Origin of the sequence: Burkholderia sp. B10 (assembly GCF_004368385.1) — a bacterium.
GTDB classification, from domain to species: domain Bacteria; phylum Pseudomonadota; class Gammaproteobacteria; order Burkholderiales; family Burkholderiaceae; genus Burkholderia; species Burkholderia vietnamiensis.
The window spans coordinates 81,691-97,129 of the sequence record NZ_PQMX01000002.1; the positions used below are offsets into that span (position 1 = coordinate 81,691).

General features: G+C 66.5%; 14 protein-coding genes. 1 reads left to right on the forward strand and 13 read right to left on the reverse strand.

Going from position 1 to position 15,439, the window contains the following annotated elements; genetic code table 11:
- Positions 1-32 precede the first annotated feature (32 nt).
- The 12 genes from C3Y15_RS01530 to ndk all read right to left on the reverse strand — a co-directional run bounded on the left by C3Y15_RS01530 (position 33) and on the right by ndk (position 13,031).
- On the reverse strand, positions 33-932 hold the full coding sequence (locus C3Y15_RS01530) for a protease modulator HflC (RefSeq protein ID WP_059460792.1): 900 nt from the start codon (positions 930-932) through the stop codon (positions 33-35).
- Between the two features lie 14 nt (positions 933-946).
- On the reverse strand, positions 947-2,308 hold the full coding sequence (gene hflK, locus C3Y15_RS01535) for an FtsH protease activity modulator HflK (protein ID WP_011884962.1): 1,362 nt from the start codon (positions 2,306-2,308) through the stop codon (positions 947-949).
- Positions 2,309-2,355: 47 nt separating this feature from the next.
- Positions 2,356-3,531 carry a GTPase HflX gene (gene hflX / locus C3Y15_RS01540; protein ID WP_174479794.1) on the reverse strand — a complete coding sequence of 392 codons (1,176 nt, stop codon included), beginning with the start codon at positions 3,529-3,531 and terminating at the stop codon, positions 2,356-2,358.
- A gap of 72 nt (positions 3,532-3,603) precedes the next feature.
- Entirely contained in the window at positions 3,604-3,843 is a 240-nt protein-coding gene (hfq, locus tag C3Y15_RS01545) for an RNA chaperone Hfq (protein WP_006399927.1), read from the reverse strand.
- 153 nt (positions 3,844-3,996) lie between these two features.
- A complete protein-coding gene (gene der / locus C3Y15_RS01550; RefSeq protein ID WP_011884964.1) occupies positions 3,997-5,334 on the reverse strand; it encodes a ribosome biogenesis GTPase Der in 1,338 nt (445 codons plus the stop codon).
- Positions 5,335-5,583: 249 nt separating this feature from the next.
- Positions 5,584-6,729, reverse strand: coding sequence for an outer membrane protein assembly factor BamB (bamB, locus tag C3Y15_RS01560; RefSeq protein WP_011884965.1), 1,146 nt, complete (start codon positions 6,727-6,729; stop codon positions 5,584-5,586).
- A gap of 40 nt (positions 6,730-6,769) precedes the next feature.
- Positions 6,770-7,399 carry a tetratricopeptide repeat protein gene (locus tag C3Y15_RS01565; RefSeq protein WP_011884966.1) on the reverse strand — a complete coding sequence of 210 codons (630 nt, stop codon included), beginning with the start codon at positions 7,397-7,399 and terminating at the stop codon, positions 6,770-6,772.
- Between the two features lie 55 nt (positions 7,400-7,454).
- Positions 7,455-8,795, reverse strand: coding sequence for a histidine--tRNA ligase (hisS, locus tag C3Y15_RS01570; RefSeq protein WP_059460794.1), 1,341 nt, complete (start codon positions 8,793-8,795; stop codon positions 7,455-7,457).
- A gap of 24 nt (positions 8,796-8,819) precedes the next feature.
- The gene (gene ispG / locus C3Y15_RS01575) at positions 8,820-10,118 is read right to left on the reverse strand and encodes a flavodoxin-dependent (E)-4-hydroxy-3-methylbut-2-enyl-diphosphate synthase (protein ID WP_034195407.1); all 1,299 of its coding nucleotides are present in this window, start codon (positions 10,116-10,118) and stop codon (positions 8,820-8,822) included.
- A 104-nt stretch (positions 10,119-10,222) separates the two neighbouring features.
- Positions 10,223-11,248 (reverse strand): helix-turn-helix domain-containing protein, encoded by a 1,026-nt coding sequence (locus tag C3Y15_RS01580; RefSeq protein ID WP_014723102.1) that lies wholly within the window; start codon positions 11,246-11,248, stop codon positions 10,223-10,225.
- A 162-nt stretch (positions 11,249-11,410) separates the two neighbouring features.
- Positions 11,411-12,550, reverse strand: a complete 1,140-nt coding sequence (gene rlmN, locus C3Y15_RS01585; protein ID WP_011884970.1) for a 23S rRNA (adenine(2503)-C(2))-methyltransferase RlmN — start codon at positions 12,548-12,550, stop codon at positions 11,411-11,413.
- A 55-nt stretch (positions 12,551-12,605) separates the two neighbouring features.
- Positions 12,606-13,031, reverse strand: a complete 426-nt coding sequence (ndk, locus tag C3Y15_RS01590; RefSeq protein ID WP_006478674.1) for a nucleoside-diphosphate kinase — start codon at positions 13,029-13,031, stop codon at positions 12,606-12,608.
- A 250-nt stretch (positions 13,032-13,281) separates the two neighbouring features.
- Here ndk and C3Y15_RS01595 point away from each other — a divergent pair, with 250 nt between their 5' ends.
- The gene (locus tag C3Y15_RS01595; RefSeq protein ID WP_011884971.1) at positions 13,282-13,980 is read left to right on the forward strand and encodes a Bax inhibitor-1/YccA family protein; all 699 of its coding nucleotides are present in this window, start codon (positions 13,282-13,284) and stop codon (positions 13,978-13,980) included.
- Between the two features lie 63 nt (positions 13,981-14,043).
- Here the strand turns inward: C3Y15_RS01595 and rlmD are convergent, their stop codons facing one another.
- Positions 14,044-15,348 (reverse strand): 23S rRNA (uracil(1939)-C(5))-methyltransferase RlmD, encoded by a 1,305-nt coding sequence (gene rlmD / locus C3Y15_RS01600; protein WP_034195427.1) that lies wholly within the window; start codon positions 15,346-15,348, stop codon positions 14,044-14,046.
- Positions 15,349-15,439 lie beyond the last annotated feature (91 nt).

The window sequence follows — 15,439 nt, forward strand, 5'->3', positions numbered from 1 at the left end:
GACGGCGCCGCTCGTCGCGGCACCCCAAAAAGTCAGTGTTTGCGGGGAGCGGGCGCCGGCGCGGCGGCACCGCCCGTCGGGCTGCGCATGAAGCGGAAGAACTCGCTGTCGGGATCGACGACGATGACGTCGTTGCGCTTGAACGTGTTCCGGTAAGCCTGCAGGCTCGCGTAAAACTGATAGAACTGCGGATCGCGGCCGAACGCGTCCGCGGCGATCGACGCGGCCTTCGCATCGCCCTCGCCCTTGATCGTCTGCGCCGACTTGTATGCGTTCGCGAGCACCGCCTGCTGATCGCGCTCGGCGTCGGCCTTGATCTGCTCGACATCCGCCGCGCCTTCGGCGCGCACGCGCGCGGCCTGGTCGCGCAACGCCGCGATCATCCGCTGATAGACGGCGTCCGTCTGCGCGGCCGGCAAGTCGACGCGCGTCAGCTGGACGTCGACCACGTCCACGCCGAAGCCCGCCGCCTTTGCCCGCACCGCGTCGCGCGCCGCGTTCGCGATGTCGCGCTGGCCGCCGAGCGCGTCGTCGAGCGCGCGCTTCGCGAAGGCGTCGCCGAGCGCGCCCTTCAGCGCATCGGCGAGGCGTTCGGTGGCGGCCGTCGGGTCGCCGCCGGTGGCCGTGAAATACTTCATCGGATCGTCGATCCGATACTTGAGCGCATACGCAACGAGCAGATCGTGCTTGTCTTCGGTGGCCAGTTGCAGCGGGTCCGTCGACTCGAGCGATTGCAGGCGCGTGTCGATCAGCGTCGCCGTCTGCAGCGGCGGCGGCAGCTTGAAGTGGATGCCGGGGCCGGCGAGCTGCGGCTGCCCGCCGTCGCGGCCGGACAGCACGGCCGCATGGCGCGGGTCCACGCTCAGCACCGTCGACGAAGCCGCGAACGCGGCGATCACGATTGCGACGACGAGCGCAATGATTCGATTCATGTTCTGCGCTCCCGTTACTTCAGATCGTCTTCGCGCGCGCGGCTGCGGAACGCCTCTCGCGAGCGCAGCACGTCGCTGCCCGCGGCGGGCGCGGCAGCGGCCGAAGCGCCGCTCGCCGGTGCGCCCGACGCGACGGCGGCCGGAGCCGACGCCGTGTCCGGCGCGGCTGCGCCGGCTGCCGCGTTCGATGCACCTGCGGCGTTCGCGGCATTTTGCCGGCCCTGCTCGACGAGCTTGTCGAGCGGAAGGTACACGACGCTGCTGCCCGCCTTGTTGCCGACGAATACCTTGGTCGCCTTCGAGTAGATTTCCTGCATCGTTTCGAGGTACATCCGCTCGCGGATCACGGCCGGCGCCTTCGAATACTGCGCATAAACCTGCTTGAACCGGTCGGCGTCGCCTTCGGCCTGCGTCACGACACGGTCGGCATAGGCCTTCGCATCGTCGACGAGTTTCGCGGCATCGCCCTGCGCCTTCGGCAACAGGTCGTTCGTATAGGCTTGCGCGGCGCGCTTGGCGGCCTCGCGCTCGTCGCGCGCCTTCGCGACCTCGGCATACGCGGCCTGCGTCTGTTCCGGCGCCGCGACGCTTTGCATCGTGACGGCCGTGACCTCGAGCCCGGACTGGTAGCGGTCGAGATCGCGCTGGATCGCGGCGGACAGCTGGCTGCGCAGCGCATCGCGGTCCTGGTTCAGGATGTCTGCCGCGCTGCGCGTGCCGACGATCGCGCGCACTGCGGCCTGGGCGGCCTGCGACACGCTGCGCTCGGGATCGACGCTGCGGAACAGGTAATCGGTGGCCGAACGCACGCGGTACTGGACGACGAAACGCACGTCGACGATATCCGCATCGCGCGTCAGCATCGCGGCTTCCTTGACGTTCGCGAGACGCACGACGTTGTTGCGGCCGATCTCGATCGAGCGCACTTGCGTCGTATCGACGATTTCGTGCGACGAGAACGGATACGGCGCACGCCAGTGGACGCCCTCGCCGACCGTGCCGGCCAGCTTGCCGAGCTGGAGCACGACGCCGGTCTGGCCGTCCTGCACGACGAACAGCCCGCTGCCCGCATAGACCGCGATCAGCACGCCGATCACGATGCCGACGCCGACGCGCGCAGCCCGGCCGTTGTCGGGCCGGAAGCCGTTGCCGCCCTTGCCGCCGAACAGGCCGCTCAGACGCCGGTTGAAGTTGCGCCACATCTCGTCGAGATCGGGCGGACCGTCACCGTCGCCGCCGGGCGGACGTTTCGATTCGTTGGCACGCGGACGGGATCCGTCGTTGCCTTTGCCGTCGCCGCGTCCCCAGCGGGGATCGTTGATCGACAGCAAGGCGCGCATCCGCCGCCAGGTACTCCGCTCGTTGTATTCGTTCACCAGAGTTTGTTCACCAGATTAGACGCCGGCGAACCGGCCGGGACCGGTTAGCGCCCGTGTTCGGAAATCGTGTGGCCTTCGTGTGGTTCAGCGGGCGCGCCGTCGAGCGCGCCGTCGGCTGACGTCGCGCCGGAAAGGTGTTCCGCGGAGGCGATCTCGGCGATGGCGGCACGCAACGCGTCGAGACCCTGACCGGTGCGCGCGCTCAAAAAGACGCGCGAAATATTACCATACTCGTCCCGCTCGACCGCGTCGCCGCGGGCGGCCAGTTCGGGCACGGCGTCGATCTTGTTGAACACCAGCACCTGCCGCACGGTGTCCGCGCCGATCTCGTGCAGCACGTCGTTGACCTGCTCGATCTGTTCGAGCCGCACGGCGCTCGACGCGTCCACCACGTGCAGCAGCAGATCCGCATGAATCGTTTCCTCGAGGGTCGCGCGAAACGCGGCAACCAGTTGGTGAGGCAACTCGCGGATGAAGCCGACCGTATCGGACACGACGATCTGGCCGACCTCGTCGCCCAGATACACGCGTCGCGACGTCGTATCGAGCGTCGCAAACAACTGGTCGGCCGCATAGGCCTGCGCCTTCGTCAGCGCATTGAACAGCGTCGACTTGCCCGCGTTCGTATAGCCGACCAGCGACACCGACATGGTGCCGCTGCGCGCGCGCTGACGACGCTGCGTGCTGTGCTGCCGGCGCAGCCGGTCGAGACGCGCCTTCAGCATTTTGATCCGCTCGCCGATCAGCCGGCGGTCGGTTTCGAGCTGCGTTTCGCCGGGGCCGCGCAGGCCGATACCGCCTTTTTGCCGCTCCAGGTGAGTCCACGCGCGAATCAGCCGGGTCGACAGATATTGCAGCTGCGCGAGCTCGACCTGCAGCTTGCCTTCGTGGCTGCGGGCGCGCTGCGCGAAGATATCGAGGATCAGGCTCGTGCGATCGACCACGCGGCGGTTCAGCGCCTGCTCCAGATTGCGTTGCTGGGCGGGCGCGAGTGCGTGGTTGAAGATGACGATTTCGACGTTGTGCGCGTCGCACGCGAGCCGCAATTCTTCGGCTTTGCCGCTGCCGATGAACATCTTGGCATCAGGGCTGGCACGACGACCGGTGAGGGTGACGGCGGGACGGGCTCCCGCGCTGGAGGCAAGAAGACTGAGTTCTTCGAGACTGGCTTCGAAATCGGTCTTGCCGAAGTCGATGCCGACGAGCGCTGCGTTGATCAAATTGTCGGGTGTCAAGATAAGGCGGCTGGCATCGGTCGCTCGCGGCGACCGGATGCCGGCCGCTGCGATAGGTTAGGACGAAGCTTCCGCGTCCGGGTGGAAATTCACCGGGCGCGCCGGCACGACCGTCGAAATGGCGTGCTTGTAGACCATCTGGGTCACGGTGTTACGGAGCAACACGACGTACTGGTCGAAGGATTCGATGTTCCCTTGGAGCTTGATCCCGTTGACGAGATAGATCGAAACAGGAACGTGCTCTTTACGCAGTGCGTTCAAAAACGGGTCTTGTAACAATTGCCCTTTGTTGCTCATGGCGTACTCCATCTTTTTTTGCAGGTTGATCTGGATTGGCGACGAAGAAAAAGAGATCCGGCGCCAATCGCTACACTATAGCTGATTTTGCCTGCCCCGCCCGGCCACTGGCCATGCGGCCAGGTCGTTGCCGGGCGTACCCGGCAGGCTCGTTCAGCCCTTGTCCGCGTACGGATTGTTCGACGAGCGGAACTCTATGCGCAATGGAGTCCCGGTCAGGGAGAAAGTTTCGCGGAATCTGTTTTCCAGATATCGCTTGTATGTCTCGGTCACCGCATCGAGCGCGTTGCCGTGGATCACGATCAGCGGCGGATTCTGGCCTCCCTGGTGCGCGTAGCGCAGCTTCGGGCGCACCGGGCCGCGACGGCGCGGCTGCTGGAACTCGACGGCCTCGATCAGCGCGCGCGTGAGCTTCGGCGTCGGCAGCTTCGCCATCGCCGCGGCATAGGCGTCGTCGACCGAGCGCATCAGCGCGCCGATGCCGGTCTTCTTCGCGGCCGAAATGTAGTGCGATTTCGCGAAATCGAGGAATTTCAGCTTGCGGGTCAAATCCGCTTTGGCGCGATCGCGCGCGTGATCGTCGAGGCCGTCCCACTTGTTGACGCCGATCACGAGCGCGCGGCCCTGCTCGACCACGAAGCCCGCGATGTGCGCATCCTGGTCGGAAATGTCCTGCTGCGCGTCGAGCAGCAGAATGACGACGTTCGCGTCGGAGATCGACTGCAGCGTCTTCACGACCGAGAACTTCTCGATCGCCTCGAACACCTTGCCGCGACGCCGCAGCCCGGCGGTATCGATCAGCGTGTACTTCTTGCCGTTGCGCTCGAAGTCGACGTAGATCGAATCGCGCGTCGTGCCCGGCATGTCGAACGCGATCACGCGATCCTCGCCGATCAGCGCGTTCACGAGCGTCGACTTGCCGACGTTCGGCCGGCCGACGATCGCGATCTTGATGCCGCGCGACGGATCGTTGTCGTCCGCTTCCTCCGGCTGGCCCGCATACGCGACTTCCAGCGCCTCGTTGATCATGTCGGTCACGCCGTCGCCGTGTGCGGCCGAGATCGCGCGCGGATCGCCGAGCCCGAGCTCGTAGAAGTCCGTCGCGACCGCCGTGTACTTCATCCCTTCGGCCTTGTTGACGACCAGGAAGATCGGCCGCCCGGTCTTGCGCAGATAGTCGGCGATCGACTTGTCCTGCGGCGCGAGGCCGTTGCGCCCGTCCACGATGAACACGACGACGTCGGCTTCCTCGACCGCCTGACGCGTCTGGCGCGCCATCTCGTGCAGGATGCCGTCCTTCGCGACGGGTTCGAAGCCGCCGGTGTCGACGACCAGGTACGGCCGCTCACCGACTCGCCCTTCGCCGTAATGGCGATCGCGCGTGAGGCCCGGCAAGTCGGCGACGAGCGCATCGCGCGAGCGCGTGAGCCGGTTGAACAGCGTGGATTTCCCCACATTGGGGCGCCCAACGAGGGCAATGACCGGTTTCATCTGTGTTTTCTACGGTAGTGCGCAGCAGCGGGAGGCCCGCTGCTGCGGGCGGCTGCGCTGAATGAAAATATCACGAATTCGCGCCGCGCCGGATGCGCGCGCCGGGCGCGCGGTGCGCGCCGTCGTCTTTCGCTACGAACTGCCTTTCAAATACTGCGCGGCCGGGGACACCGGCCGCGTTCATGTCGCGCGTTCGCGGCATGCGGAACTCGTTCCGCCACGCCGCGCTTCGCGCTTGCTGCGTGCGTATCAGCGCGGGCGGAACCCGTACAGGCCGCCGTCCTGGGTCTGCACGACCAGCGTGTTGCCGGCAAGCACCGGCGCCGCGGTGATCGCGCTGCCGTCGGTCTTCATCCGCGCGATGAAGCTACCGTCCTCGCGCGACAGGAAGTGCACGAAGCCCTTGTAGTCGCCCATCACGACCGCATGGCCGAGCAGGTAAGGTACGCCGACGTCGCGGCTCTTCAGCTTGTCGTTACGCCAGAGCGGGTTGCCGCTCGCCGCGTCGTACGCGGTCACGACCGACCAGTCGTCGCCGGCGGCCACGACCGAATCGTCCTGCGCGAGACCGCTGCGGCTCGAGAACGGCTTTTCCCACACCGGACGGCCCGAGTTCGCGTCGAAGCAGCCGATCTGCCCCTGGAACGTGACCGCGCATGCCTGCGCGCCCACGAGCGTCGGCGGACCGCTGACGTCGTTGATGCGCTCGACCTCGGTCACCCCCTTCGGGAACGACACGGGCGTCTGCCAGAACGGCTCGCCCGTCTGCAGGTTCAGCGCAACCAGGCCGCCGCCGGGGAAGCCGGCCAGCACGGCCGCATCGCCGGCGAACGTCATGCCGGCCGACACGCGCAGGTTCAGCGGCACCGCGCGGTTGCGGTAATTCCACTTCTGCTCGCCGGTCTGCGCGTTGAACGCGATCACCTGGCCGTCGATCGTGCGCACGATCACGAGGCCGTTGCCGACCAGCGGCGGCGAGAAGACCTCGCCCTGCACGGTGGTCTTCCACAGCAGCTTGCCGTCGGGGCCGAGCACGAACACGCCGCCCTTCAGCGCGCCGACCGCGGTCAGGTTGCCGTCGCTGCCGACACCGGCCGACAGGTCCGAACCGACCTTCCCGCGCCACACCGTCTGGCCCGTCTTCGCGTCGATCTTCTCGACCGAACCGTTCTCGCCCGCCGCGTAGACGGCGTCGCCCACGGCCACCGGCGAGAACAGGTAGCGTCCGCCCTTGCCGACGCTCGCCTTCCAGACCTGTTGCACGTCGAGGACGGGCTTGAACTCGGTGAGGGGCGTCGGCACGCGGCGCGCGTCCTTCGACGACGAGCAGGCCGCCAATGCCAGGACAGCCGCCGCGCAGGCTACGGGCACAGCGTAACGTTTCAGCAAATTCATCGGTTAGCGAAGCAGAGTTAAGAGGTTGAGGGGGCCGACATCAGCCGCCGAGCGCGTCCAGCTTGAACTGCACGAGCTGGCGCGCCGACTGGTCGTCCTTCGACAGGCCGTCGAGCGCGAGCTTGTACGCGGCGCGCGCATCGTCGGTCTTGCCTTGCGCGGCCAGCAGATCGCCGCGGCGATCGGCCACGAGGCCCTTGAATGCATCGACCGGGGTGCCCGACAGCAGCGCGAGACCCGCGTCGTACGCCTTCTCGTCGAGCAGCAGCGACGCAAGCCGCAGCTTCGCGATCTGCTTGTACTCGTCGTCCTTGGCGTGATCGGCGGCCCATTGCAGCTGCGCCTTCGCGCCGGCCGCATCGCCGCTCGCGTACAGCGTCTTCGCAGCCGCGAGCGCGGTCATTTGTGCATAGGCCGTGCTGCCGAACTTGTCTTCCATGTCGGCGGCCGCGCGGGCCATCGTGGCCTTGTCGTTCGCCGCAGCGGCCTTCTGCACCTGCTCGTACAGGCCGGACGCCTCGGCGGCCTGGCGGCGCTGCCAGTAATTCCAGCCGTTGAAACCGGCCGCGACGACCAGCGCCGCGAGCACGATCCACGTCGTGAGATTGCCCCAGCGGGCCCACCACGCTTTCAGACTTTCAATCGATTCTTGTTCGTCGTGATAACTCATCGGCGAGCGATTCCTTCCTTTTCGGGCTTTTCTTGTCGAGCGAATGCCAGCGCGATCAGTCGTCGCCGTCTTCGGCGGATGCAACCATCGCATTGATTAGGAATTCGGTCAAGCCTTCGACCGGTACGGTCTGCTGAACGTTCTTTTCCCCTTCCTGGCCGGCGCCGCGCAGCGCTTTCACGCCCGCCGTGCCGTTCGCCACCTCTTCTTCGCCGAAGATCACCGCGAACGCGGCGCCGCTCGCGTCGGCCCGCTTCATCTGCGACTTGAAGCTCGCCGGCGCGCCGTCGGCGCTGCAGTGGAAGATCACGTCGAGGCCCGTGTCGCGCAGACGCTCGGCCGCGATGAACGCCTGTTCGCGCGCCGCCTCGCCCTGGTGCACGACGTACACGTCGACGCCTTCCTGCTCGGGCGCGAGGTCCTCTTCCTTCAGCAGCTCGAGAATGCGCTCGATGCCCATCGCCCAGCCGCATGCGGCGGTCGGCTTGCCGCCCAGCTGCTCGATCAGCGGATCGTAGCGGCCGCCCGCCGCGACCGTGCCTTGCGCGCCGAGCTTGTGGGTCACCCATTCGAACACGGTCAGATTGTAGTAGTCGAGGCCGCGCACCAGCCGCGGATTGATCTTGAACGGAATGTTGTTCGCGAGCAGCAGGCGCTGCAGCCCCTCGAAGTGCGCGCGCGATTCGTCGCCGAGGAAGTCGATCAGCTTCGGCGCGTTCTGGGCGATTTCCTGCAGCGCCGGATTCTTCGTGTCGAGCACGCGCAGCGGGTTCGTGTACAGACGGCGCTTCGCATCCTCGTCCAGCACGTCGACGTGCTGCTCGAGGTACTTGATCAGCTCGACGCGGTGCGCGGCGCGCTCTTCGGCCAGGCCGAGCGAATTGATCTCGAGTTTGATGCCCGTCAACCCGAGGTCGTCCCACAGGCGCTGGCACATCATGATGATCTCGGCGTCCGCGTCCGGGCCCGCGAAGCCGAGCGCCTCGACGCCGACCTGGTGGAACTGGCGATAACGGCCGCGCTGCGGACGCTCGTGACGGAACATCGGGCCGATGTACCACAGGCGCTTCGGGCCGTCGTACAGCATGTTGTGCTCGATCGCCGCGCGCACGACGGCCGCAGTGTTCTCCGGGCGCATCGTCAGGTTTTCGCCGTTGAGCGCGTCGGTGAAGCTGTACATCTCCTTCTCGACGATGTCCGTGACTTCGCCGATGCCGCGCGTGAACAGCTGCGTGTGTTCGACGATCGGCGTGCGGATGTTCTGATAGCCGTACGCGCGCAGCAGCGATTTCACGGTAGCTTCGAAGAACTCCCACAGGCCGGCATCCTGCGGAAGGATGTCGTTCATGCCCTTGACGCCCGCGAGCTTCTCGATCTTGCGTTTCTGTTCAGTCATCGTTCGTGTGTATGGACGAATGGTTCAGGCCGCGCTGCGGCCGTAATTGCGTGCGACGTAGTCGCTGACGATCTGCTGGAATTCCTCGGCGATCCGCTCGCCGCGCAGCGTCTTGACCTTCTCGCCGTCGATGAAGACGGGTGCGGCCGGGTTCTCGCCCGAGCCCGGCAGGCTGATGCCGATGTTCGCGTGCTTCGACTCGCCCGGGCCGTTGACGATGCAGCCCATCACCGCGACGTTCATCTTCTCGACCCCCGGATACTCCTTGCGCCACACCGGCATCTGCTCGCGCAGGTAGGTCTGGATCTGCATCGCGAGCTCCTGGAACAGCGTGCTCGTCGTGCGGCCGCAACCCGGGCAGGCGATCACCATCGGCGCGAACGAGCGCAGGCCCATCGTCTGCAGGATTTCCTGGCCGACGATCACCTCGCCCGTGCGCGGTGCGCCCGGCTCCGGCGTCAGCGAGATGCGGATCGTGTCGCCGATGCCTTCCTGCAGCAGCACGCCCAGCGCCGCAGTCGACGCGACGATGCCCTTCGAGCCCATGCCGGCCTCGGTCAGGCCCAAGTGCAGCGCGAAGCCGCAACGGCGGCCGAGTTCGCGGTACACGGCGATCAGGTCCTGCACGCCGCTGACCTTGCACGACAGCACGATGCGGTCGCGGCCGAGGCCCAGCTCGACAGCGCGCTCGGCCGAGCCGATCGCCGACTGGATCAGCGCCTCGTACATCACGCTCTGCGCGTCCCACGGCTGCGAACGCGCGGCGTTCTCGTCCATCATCCGCGCGAGCAGGTCCTGATCGAGGCTGCCCCAGTTCACGCCGATCCGCACCGGCTTGTCGTACTTCGCCGCGGCTTCGATCATCTGCGCGAACTGCGTGTCGCGCTTCGCGCCCTGGCCGACGTTGCCCGGGTTGATCCGGTACTTTGACAGCGCCTCCGCGCAGCCCGGATAGTCGCGCAGCAGCAGATGGCCGTTGTAGTGGAAGTCGCCGACGAGCGGCACCGTCACGCCCATGCGGTCGAGCTGCTCGCGGATGGCCGGCACCGCGGCGGCCGCCTCAGGCGTGTTCACCGTGATGCGCACCAGTTCGGAACCGGCGTTCGCGAGATCCTTGATCTGGATGGCGGTGCCGATCGCATCGGCCGTGTCGGTATTCGTCATCGACTGCACGCGCACCGGCGCATTGCCGCCGATCGTCACGAGCTGCCCGCCCCAACGAACATCCACCGCATGCGACACGCGACGCGGCTGGTGGCCGCCGAACACCGGCTCGGTTGAACAAATCTGACTGCTGCGTGGGGATTGAGCTTCGGATTGCATCGATAGATCCATTTACGCGGAATGCGCCGCGACGGCGCATGAATTGAAAAAGCGCCGTGCCCTCGCGGCCCGTGCAGCACGGGCCTTCGTCACGGCGCTTGGCGTCAGGGCAACGTGAACCGCGCCACGTTACCCCGCGCTGCCGAATATTTTGCCGGATCGACGGGTTTTCCGTCGAACGCGACCGCATCGAGACCGGCCTTGTTGCCGATCGTGACCTTGAACGGGCCGTCGCCTGCGACCTGCTTCGTCTCGCCGGCCCGCACCAGCGCCGAGAACAGCTCCTTGCCGTTCTTGTCGCGCACGCTGAACCAGCAGTCCTGCTTGACCTTCAGCTCGACCACCGACTGGCCCGCGGCAACCGCGACGCTCGCTGGCTCGGCCGCATTTGCCGTGCTTGCCGCGCTCGCGGCGGCCGGCTGCGATGCGGGCGATGCTGGGGCCGCAGCCGCCGGGGCAGCCACGGACGCCGCGACCGGCGCCGACGCCGACGCCTGCGCGACTACGGCCGAAGCAGCCACAACCTCGTTGCCTGCTGCCGTCGACGCACTGCCCGCCGCGGGCTCTTCCGCGGCCGATGCGGCCGATGCCGCCACTGCACTCGCCGCCGGCGCATGCTCGGCGGCGGCGCCCTTGAAGCGGGCGAGCCAACTCGCCGAATCGCCGCCAGTGTGCCACATGAGCACGGCGATCACCGCCACGACGACGATCGCGGTGCCCCACAGCCACGGATGATGACCGGACGAGCTGCCGAGCGGGATCGACACGCGGCCACGCGGCAGATCCGTGCCGCTCGACGCGGGCATCGACAGGTCGACTTCCGGCACGCCGCGCTCGCGGCGCAGCGCCTGCGCGAACGGCTCCGGATCGACGCCGAGCATCTTCGCGTAGCTGCGCACGACCCCGAGCGCGAACGTCACGCCGGGCAGATGACTGATGTCGCCCGCCTCGAGCGCGCGCAGCTTCTGCGGAGCGACCTTGAGCCGCGCCGACACGTCGTCGACCGTCCAGCCCTTCGCCTCCCGTAGCTGCGCCAGCCGGCTGCCCACGGCCGCCAGCGTTTCCAGCCCCGCCGGTGCCGGCTTCGCGGCATTCGTCTCTGCGCCGTTTGTCGGCTGCGGCTCACTCATCCTTGTCCTCGCGTCGATTCTTCTTCACTGGGGCGCCGCCGGCCCCTGCCGGCCGGCACCCGCTACCGTCCATACCATGCGCGGCGCCAAGGCGCCGCGACCGATCGCTATTCGCGTGTTGTACCGCCAAAAAGTTCGGGCATCCGCATTTGCGCGGCCCCGTCAAACCGCCCGAACTTCGATGATCTTTGCTGCTGTGCCCGTCCGTTCGGCGAGGCGCGTGCGATCCTTCACGGCGCCGGCCAACTGCCCGCACGCGGCGTCGATGTCGTCGCCGCGCGTCTTGCGCACGGTCGTGACGACACCCGCGTCGATCAGAACCTGCGCAAAACGCTTGATCTGCTCCGGCTTCGAGCGGATGAGGCCCGATTCCGGGAACGGATTGAACGGGATCAGATTGAATTTGCACGGCACGTCACGCGTGACGGCCAGCAATTCGCGCGCATGCGCTTCGGTGTCGTTGACACCGTCGAGCATGCAGTATTCGAAAGTGATGAAATCGCGCGGCGCGACTTTCAGATAGCGCTGGCACGCCGCCATCAGTTCGCGCAGCGGATGCTTCTTGTTGAGCGGCACCAGCTCGTCGCGCAGCGCGTCGTTCGGCGCGTGCAGCGACACGGCGAGCGCGACCGGCAATTCGGCACCGAGGCGGTCCATCATCGGCACCACGCCGGACGTCGACAACGTGACGCGGCGGCGCGACAGCCCATAGGCGTTGTCGTCGAGCATCAGCCGCATCGCGGGCACGACCGCGTTGTAGTTCAACAGCGGTTCGCCCATGCCCATCATCACGACGTTCGTGACGACCCGTTCCGCCTTGCCGTTCGGTCCGGGCGCGCGGCCCAGCGACGCACGCAGCGCAAATTCGGCCATCCGCAGCTGGCCGATGATTTCGGCCGTCGACAGGTTGCGCGAGAAGCCCTGCTTGCCCGTCGAGCAGAAGCGGCAATTGACCGCACACCCGGCCTGCGACGACACGCACAGCGTGCCGCGCGTCTCTTCCGGGATGAACACGGTTTCGACCGCGTTGCCGTTCCCGACGTCGATCAGCCACTTGCGCGTGCCGTCGGCGGAAACGTGATCGCTGGCGATCTCGGGCATGCCGATCGTCGCGCGGCCCTTGAGCTTTTCTCTCAGGGACTTCGCGAGGTCGGTCATGCCGTCGAAATCGCCGGCGTTGTACTGATGGATCCAGCGCTGCAACTGCTTGGCGCGGAACGGCTTCTCGCCGAGGCTGCCGCAGTACGCGACAAGACCCTCGGCATCGAAGTCGAGAAGATTGACGGAAGTTTCGCTCGTCATGATGTGCTGCCTTGCCGCGTGCGCCGAATCCTGCCTGACCGTTGCCAGCCAGCGCTTAACGCGAGTAGACGTTCATTTCCGGGAAGAAGAACGCGATTTCGACCGCTGCCGTTTCAGCAGCGTCCGAGCCGTGCACGGCGTTCGCGTCGATGCTGTCGGCGAAGTCGGCGCGGATCGTGCCCTTTTCCGCCTTCTTCGGATCCGTCGCGCCCATCAGGTCGCGGTTCTTCAGGATCGCGCCTTCGCCTTCCAGAACCTGGATCATCACCGGGCCCGAGATCATGAAGTCGACGAGGTCCTTGAAGAACGGACGTGCTGCGTGAACTGCGTAGAACTTCTCTGCGTCGGCACGCGACAGGTGCGCCATGCGCGATGCGACGATCTTCAGGCCGGCGCCTTCGAAACGGCTGTAGATCTGGCCGATCACGTTCTTTGCCACCGCATCCGGCTTGATGATCGACAGGGTGCGCTCGATTGCCATAAAAACTCCAAAAAATTAAGAAGTTACAGGTTCAAATGAATCCGCTATTGTAGCACGATCCCGTGTATCATTGCGATTGAACCCTTACACCGGCGAAAGGTTCGGAATCCCTGTGTTTTTGCGCTGCCCGGCCATTGAAACCAAGCGGCGCGGAACGTATCTTAGCCATAGCTGCTCCGGTTTGCTGCGCCGCACACCGCGCGCGCCGAACCGGCCCCGAACGCCCGTGCGTTCAATGTTAGGAGAAACCATGAACGACTATCCGTACAATTTCGGCCGCGGCGGCACCGTCAGCACCGCGGAGGTTCGCAACCGCGTGCTGCGGAACACGTACTGGCTGCTCGCGCTGTCGATGATCCCGACCGTCCTCGGCGCGTGGGTCGGCGTCGCGACGGGCTTCTCGCTGTTCGCCGCCACCAGCCCGATGATGAGCCTGCTCGCGTTCTTCGCGATCGCGTTCGGCTTCATGTTCGCGATCGAGCGCACCAAGAACAGCGCCGCCGGCGTATTCGTGCTGCTCGGCTTCACGTTCTTCATGGGGCTGATGCTGTCGCGCCTGCTCAGCTTCATCCTCGGCTTTTCGAACGGCCCGTCGCTGATCATGCTGGCGTTCGGCGGCACCGGCATCATCTTCGCCGCGATGGCGACGGTCGCAACGGTCAGCAAGCGCGACTTCTCCGGGCTCGGCAAATGGCTGTTCATGGGCGTCATCGTGATCCTGCTGGCGTCGGTCGCGAACATCTTCCTGCAATTGCCGGCGCTGATGCTGACCGTGTCGGTCCTCGCGATCGCGATCTTCTCCGCGTACATGCTGTTCGACGTCCAGCGCGTCGTCAACGGCGGCGAGACGAACTACATCTCGGCCACGCTCGCGATCTACCTCGACCTGTACAACGTGTTCACGAACCTGCTCGCGCTGCTCGGCATCTTCGGCGGCAACCGCAACTGACGTTCGGCTCACCCATAAAAAAACCGGCCCGCAGGCCGGTTTTTTTTCGTCCGCGACCGCGGCTCAAGCGCGCTCGAACAGCGCGATCGATTCGACGTGCGACGTATTCGGGAACATGTTCACCACGCCGGCGCCCTTGAGCCGATAACCGGCCTCGTGGACGAGCAGCCCGGCGTCGCGCGCGAGCGTCGACGGGTTGCACGACACGTAGACGATCCGCTTCGGCAGCGGGCCTTCACCGCTCTGCGCGATCTCGGCGAGCGCCTTGGACACCGCGAGCGCGCCTTCGCGCGGCGGGTCGATCAGGAACTTGTCGAACGCGCCGAGCGCGCGCAGATCGTCGCCCGTCACTTCGAACAGGTTCCGGCACGCGAACGTCGTATGGCCGTCGACGCCGTTCTCGCGCGCATTCGCGAGCGCGCGCGTCGTCAGCGTTTCGCTGCCCTCGATGCCCATCACCTCGCGCGCCAGGCGCGCCAGCGGCAGCGTGAAGTTGCCGATCCCGCAGAACAGGTCGAGCACGCGATCGTCGCGCGACGGCGCGAGCAGACGCAGCGCACGCCCGACCAGCACGCGATTGATCTGATGGTTGACCTGCGTGAAGTCGGTCGGCTTGAACGGCATGCGGATGCCGAACTCCGGCAGCGTGTAGTCGAGCGCCACGTCGAGCGGATAGAACGGCGCGACCGTGTCGGGGCCCTTCGGCTGCAGCCAGAACTGCACGTTGTGCTCGTCCGCGAACGCGCGCAGCAGCGCTTCGTCGTCGGCATTGATCGGCTCCAGGACGCGCAACACCAGCGCGGTCACCTGCGAGCCGACCGCCAGCTCGATCTGCGGCATCCGATCGCGGATCGACAGGCCCTCGACCAGCCGGCGCAGCGGCACCAGCATCGCCGACACGTGCGGCGGCAGCACTTCGCAGCTCGTCATGTCGGCAACGTAGCTGCTCTTCTTTTCGTGGAAGCCCACCAGGACGCCGCCCTTCTTCGCGACGTTGCGCACGGTCAGGCGCGCGCGGTAGCGATAGCCCCACGACGGGCCGTGGATCGGCGCGTACATCGCCTCGGCGCGCAGCTTCGACAGATGCCACAGGTTGTCCTCGAGCACGCGCTGCTTGATCGCCACCTGCGCGCGCATGTCGAGGTGCTGCATCGAACAGCCGCCGCAGGTGCCGAAAAATTCGCATTTCGGCTTCGTGCGCATCACGCTCGGGCGCAGAATGTCGACGACGGTCGCCTGCTCGTAGCTCGGCTTGCGGCGATAGCTCGAATAGGTCACGCGCTCGCCGGGCAGCGCGCCTTCGACGAAGATCACCTTGCCGGGCGTGCCATCCTCGGTCGCCGTGCGGCCGACACCGCGCGCTTCCATGTCGAGCGATTCGATCTCGAGCACCGGGGCAGGCCCGGGCGGGACGGGCGCATTTTTCGATTTGCGCGTAGAAGTGGGGACGGCTTCGGAC

What these genes read in the sequence shown, in the direction of transcription:
- C3Y15_RS01530 (WP_059460792.1), bottom strand. Translation starts at nt 932, where the DNA reads ATGAATCGAATCATTGCGCTCGTCGTCGCAATCGTGATCGCCGCGTTC.
- hfq (WP_006399927.1), bottom strand. Translation starts at nt 3,843, where the DNA reads ATGAGCAACAAAGGGCAATTGTTACAAGACCCGTTTTTGAACGCACTG.
- der (WP_011884964.1), bottom strand. Translation starts at nt 5,334, where the DNA reads ATGAAACCGGTCATTGCCCTCGTTGGGCGCCCCAATGTGGGGAAATCC.
- bamB (WP_011884965.1), bottom strand. Translation starts at nt 6,729, where the DNA reads ATGAATTTGCTGAAACGTTACGCTGTGCCCGTAGCCTGCGCGGCGGCT.
- C3Y15_RS01565 (WP_011884966.1), bottom strand. Translation starts at nt 7,399, where the DNA reads ATGAGTTATCACGACGAACAAGAATCGATTGAAAGTCTGAAAGCGTGG.
- hisS (WP_059460794.1), bottom strand. Translation starts at nt 8,795, where the DNA reads ATGACTGAACAGAAACGCAAGATCGAGAAGCTCGCGGGCGTCAAGGGC.
- ispG (WP_034195407.1), bottom strand. Translation starts at nt 10,118, where the DNA reads ATGCAATCCGAAGCTCAATCCCCACGCAGCAGTCAGATTTGTTCAACC.
- C3Y15_RS01580 (WP_014723102.1), bottom strand. Translation starts at nt 11,248, where the DNA reads ATGAGTGAGCCGCAGCCGACAAACGGCGCAGAGACGAATGCCGCGAAG.
- rlmN (WP_011884970.1), bottom strand. Translation starts at nt 12,550, where the DNA reads ATGACGAGCGAAACTTCCGTCAATCTTCTCGACTTCGATGCCGAGGGT.
- ndk (WP_006478674.1), bottom strand. Translation starts at nt 13,031, where the DNA reads ATGGCAATCGAGCGCACCCTGTCGATCATCAAGCCGGATGCGGTGGCA.
- C3Y15_RS01595 (WP_011884971.1), top strand. Translation starts at nt 13,282, where the DNA reads ATGAACGACTATCCGTACAATTTCGGCCGCGGCGGCACCGTCAGCACC.
- rlmD (WP_034195427.1), bottom strand. Translation starts at nt 15,348, where the DNA reads ATGGAAGCGCGCGGTGTCGGCCGCACGGCGACCGAGGATGGCACGCCC.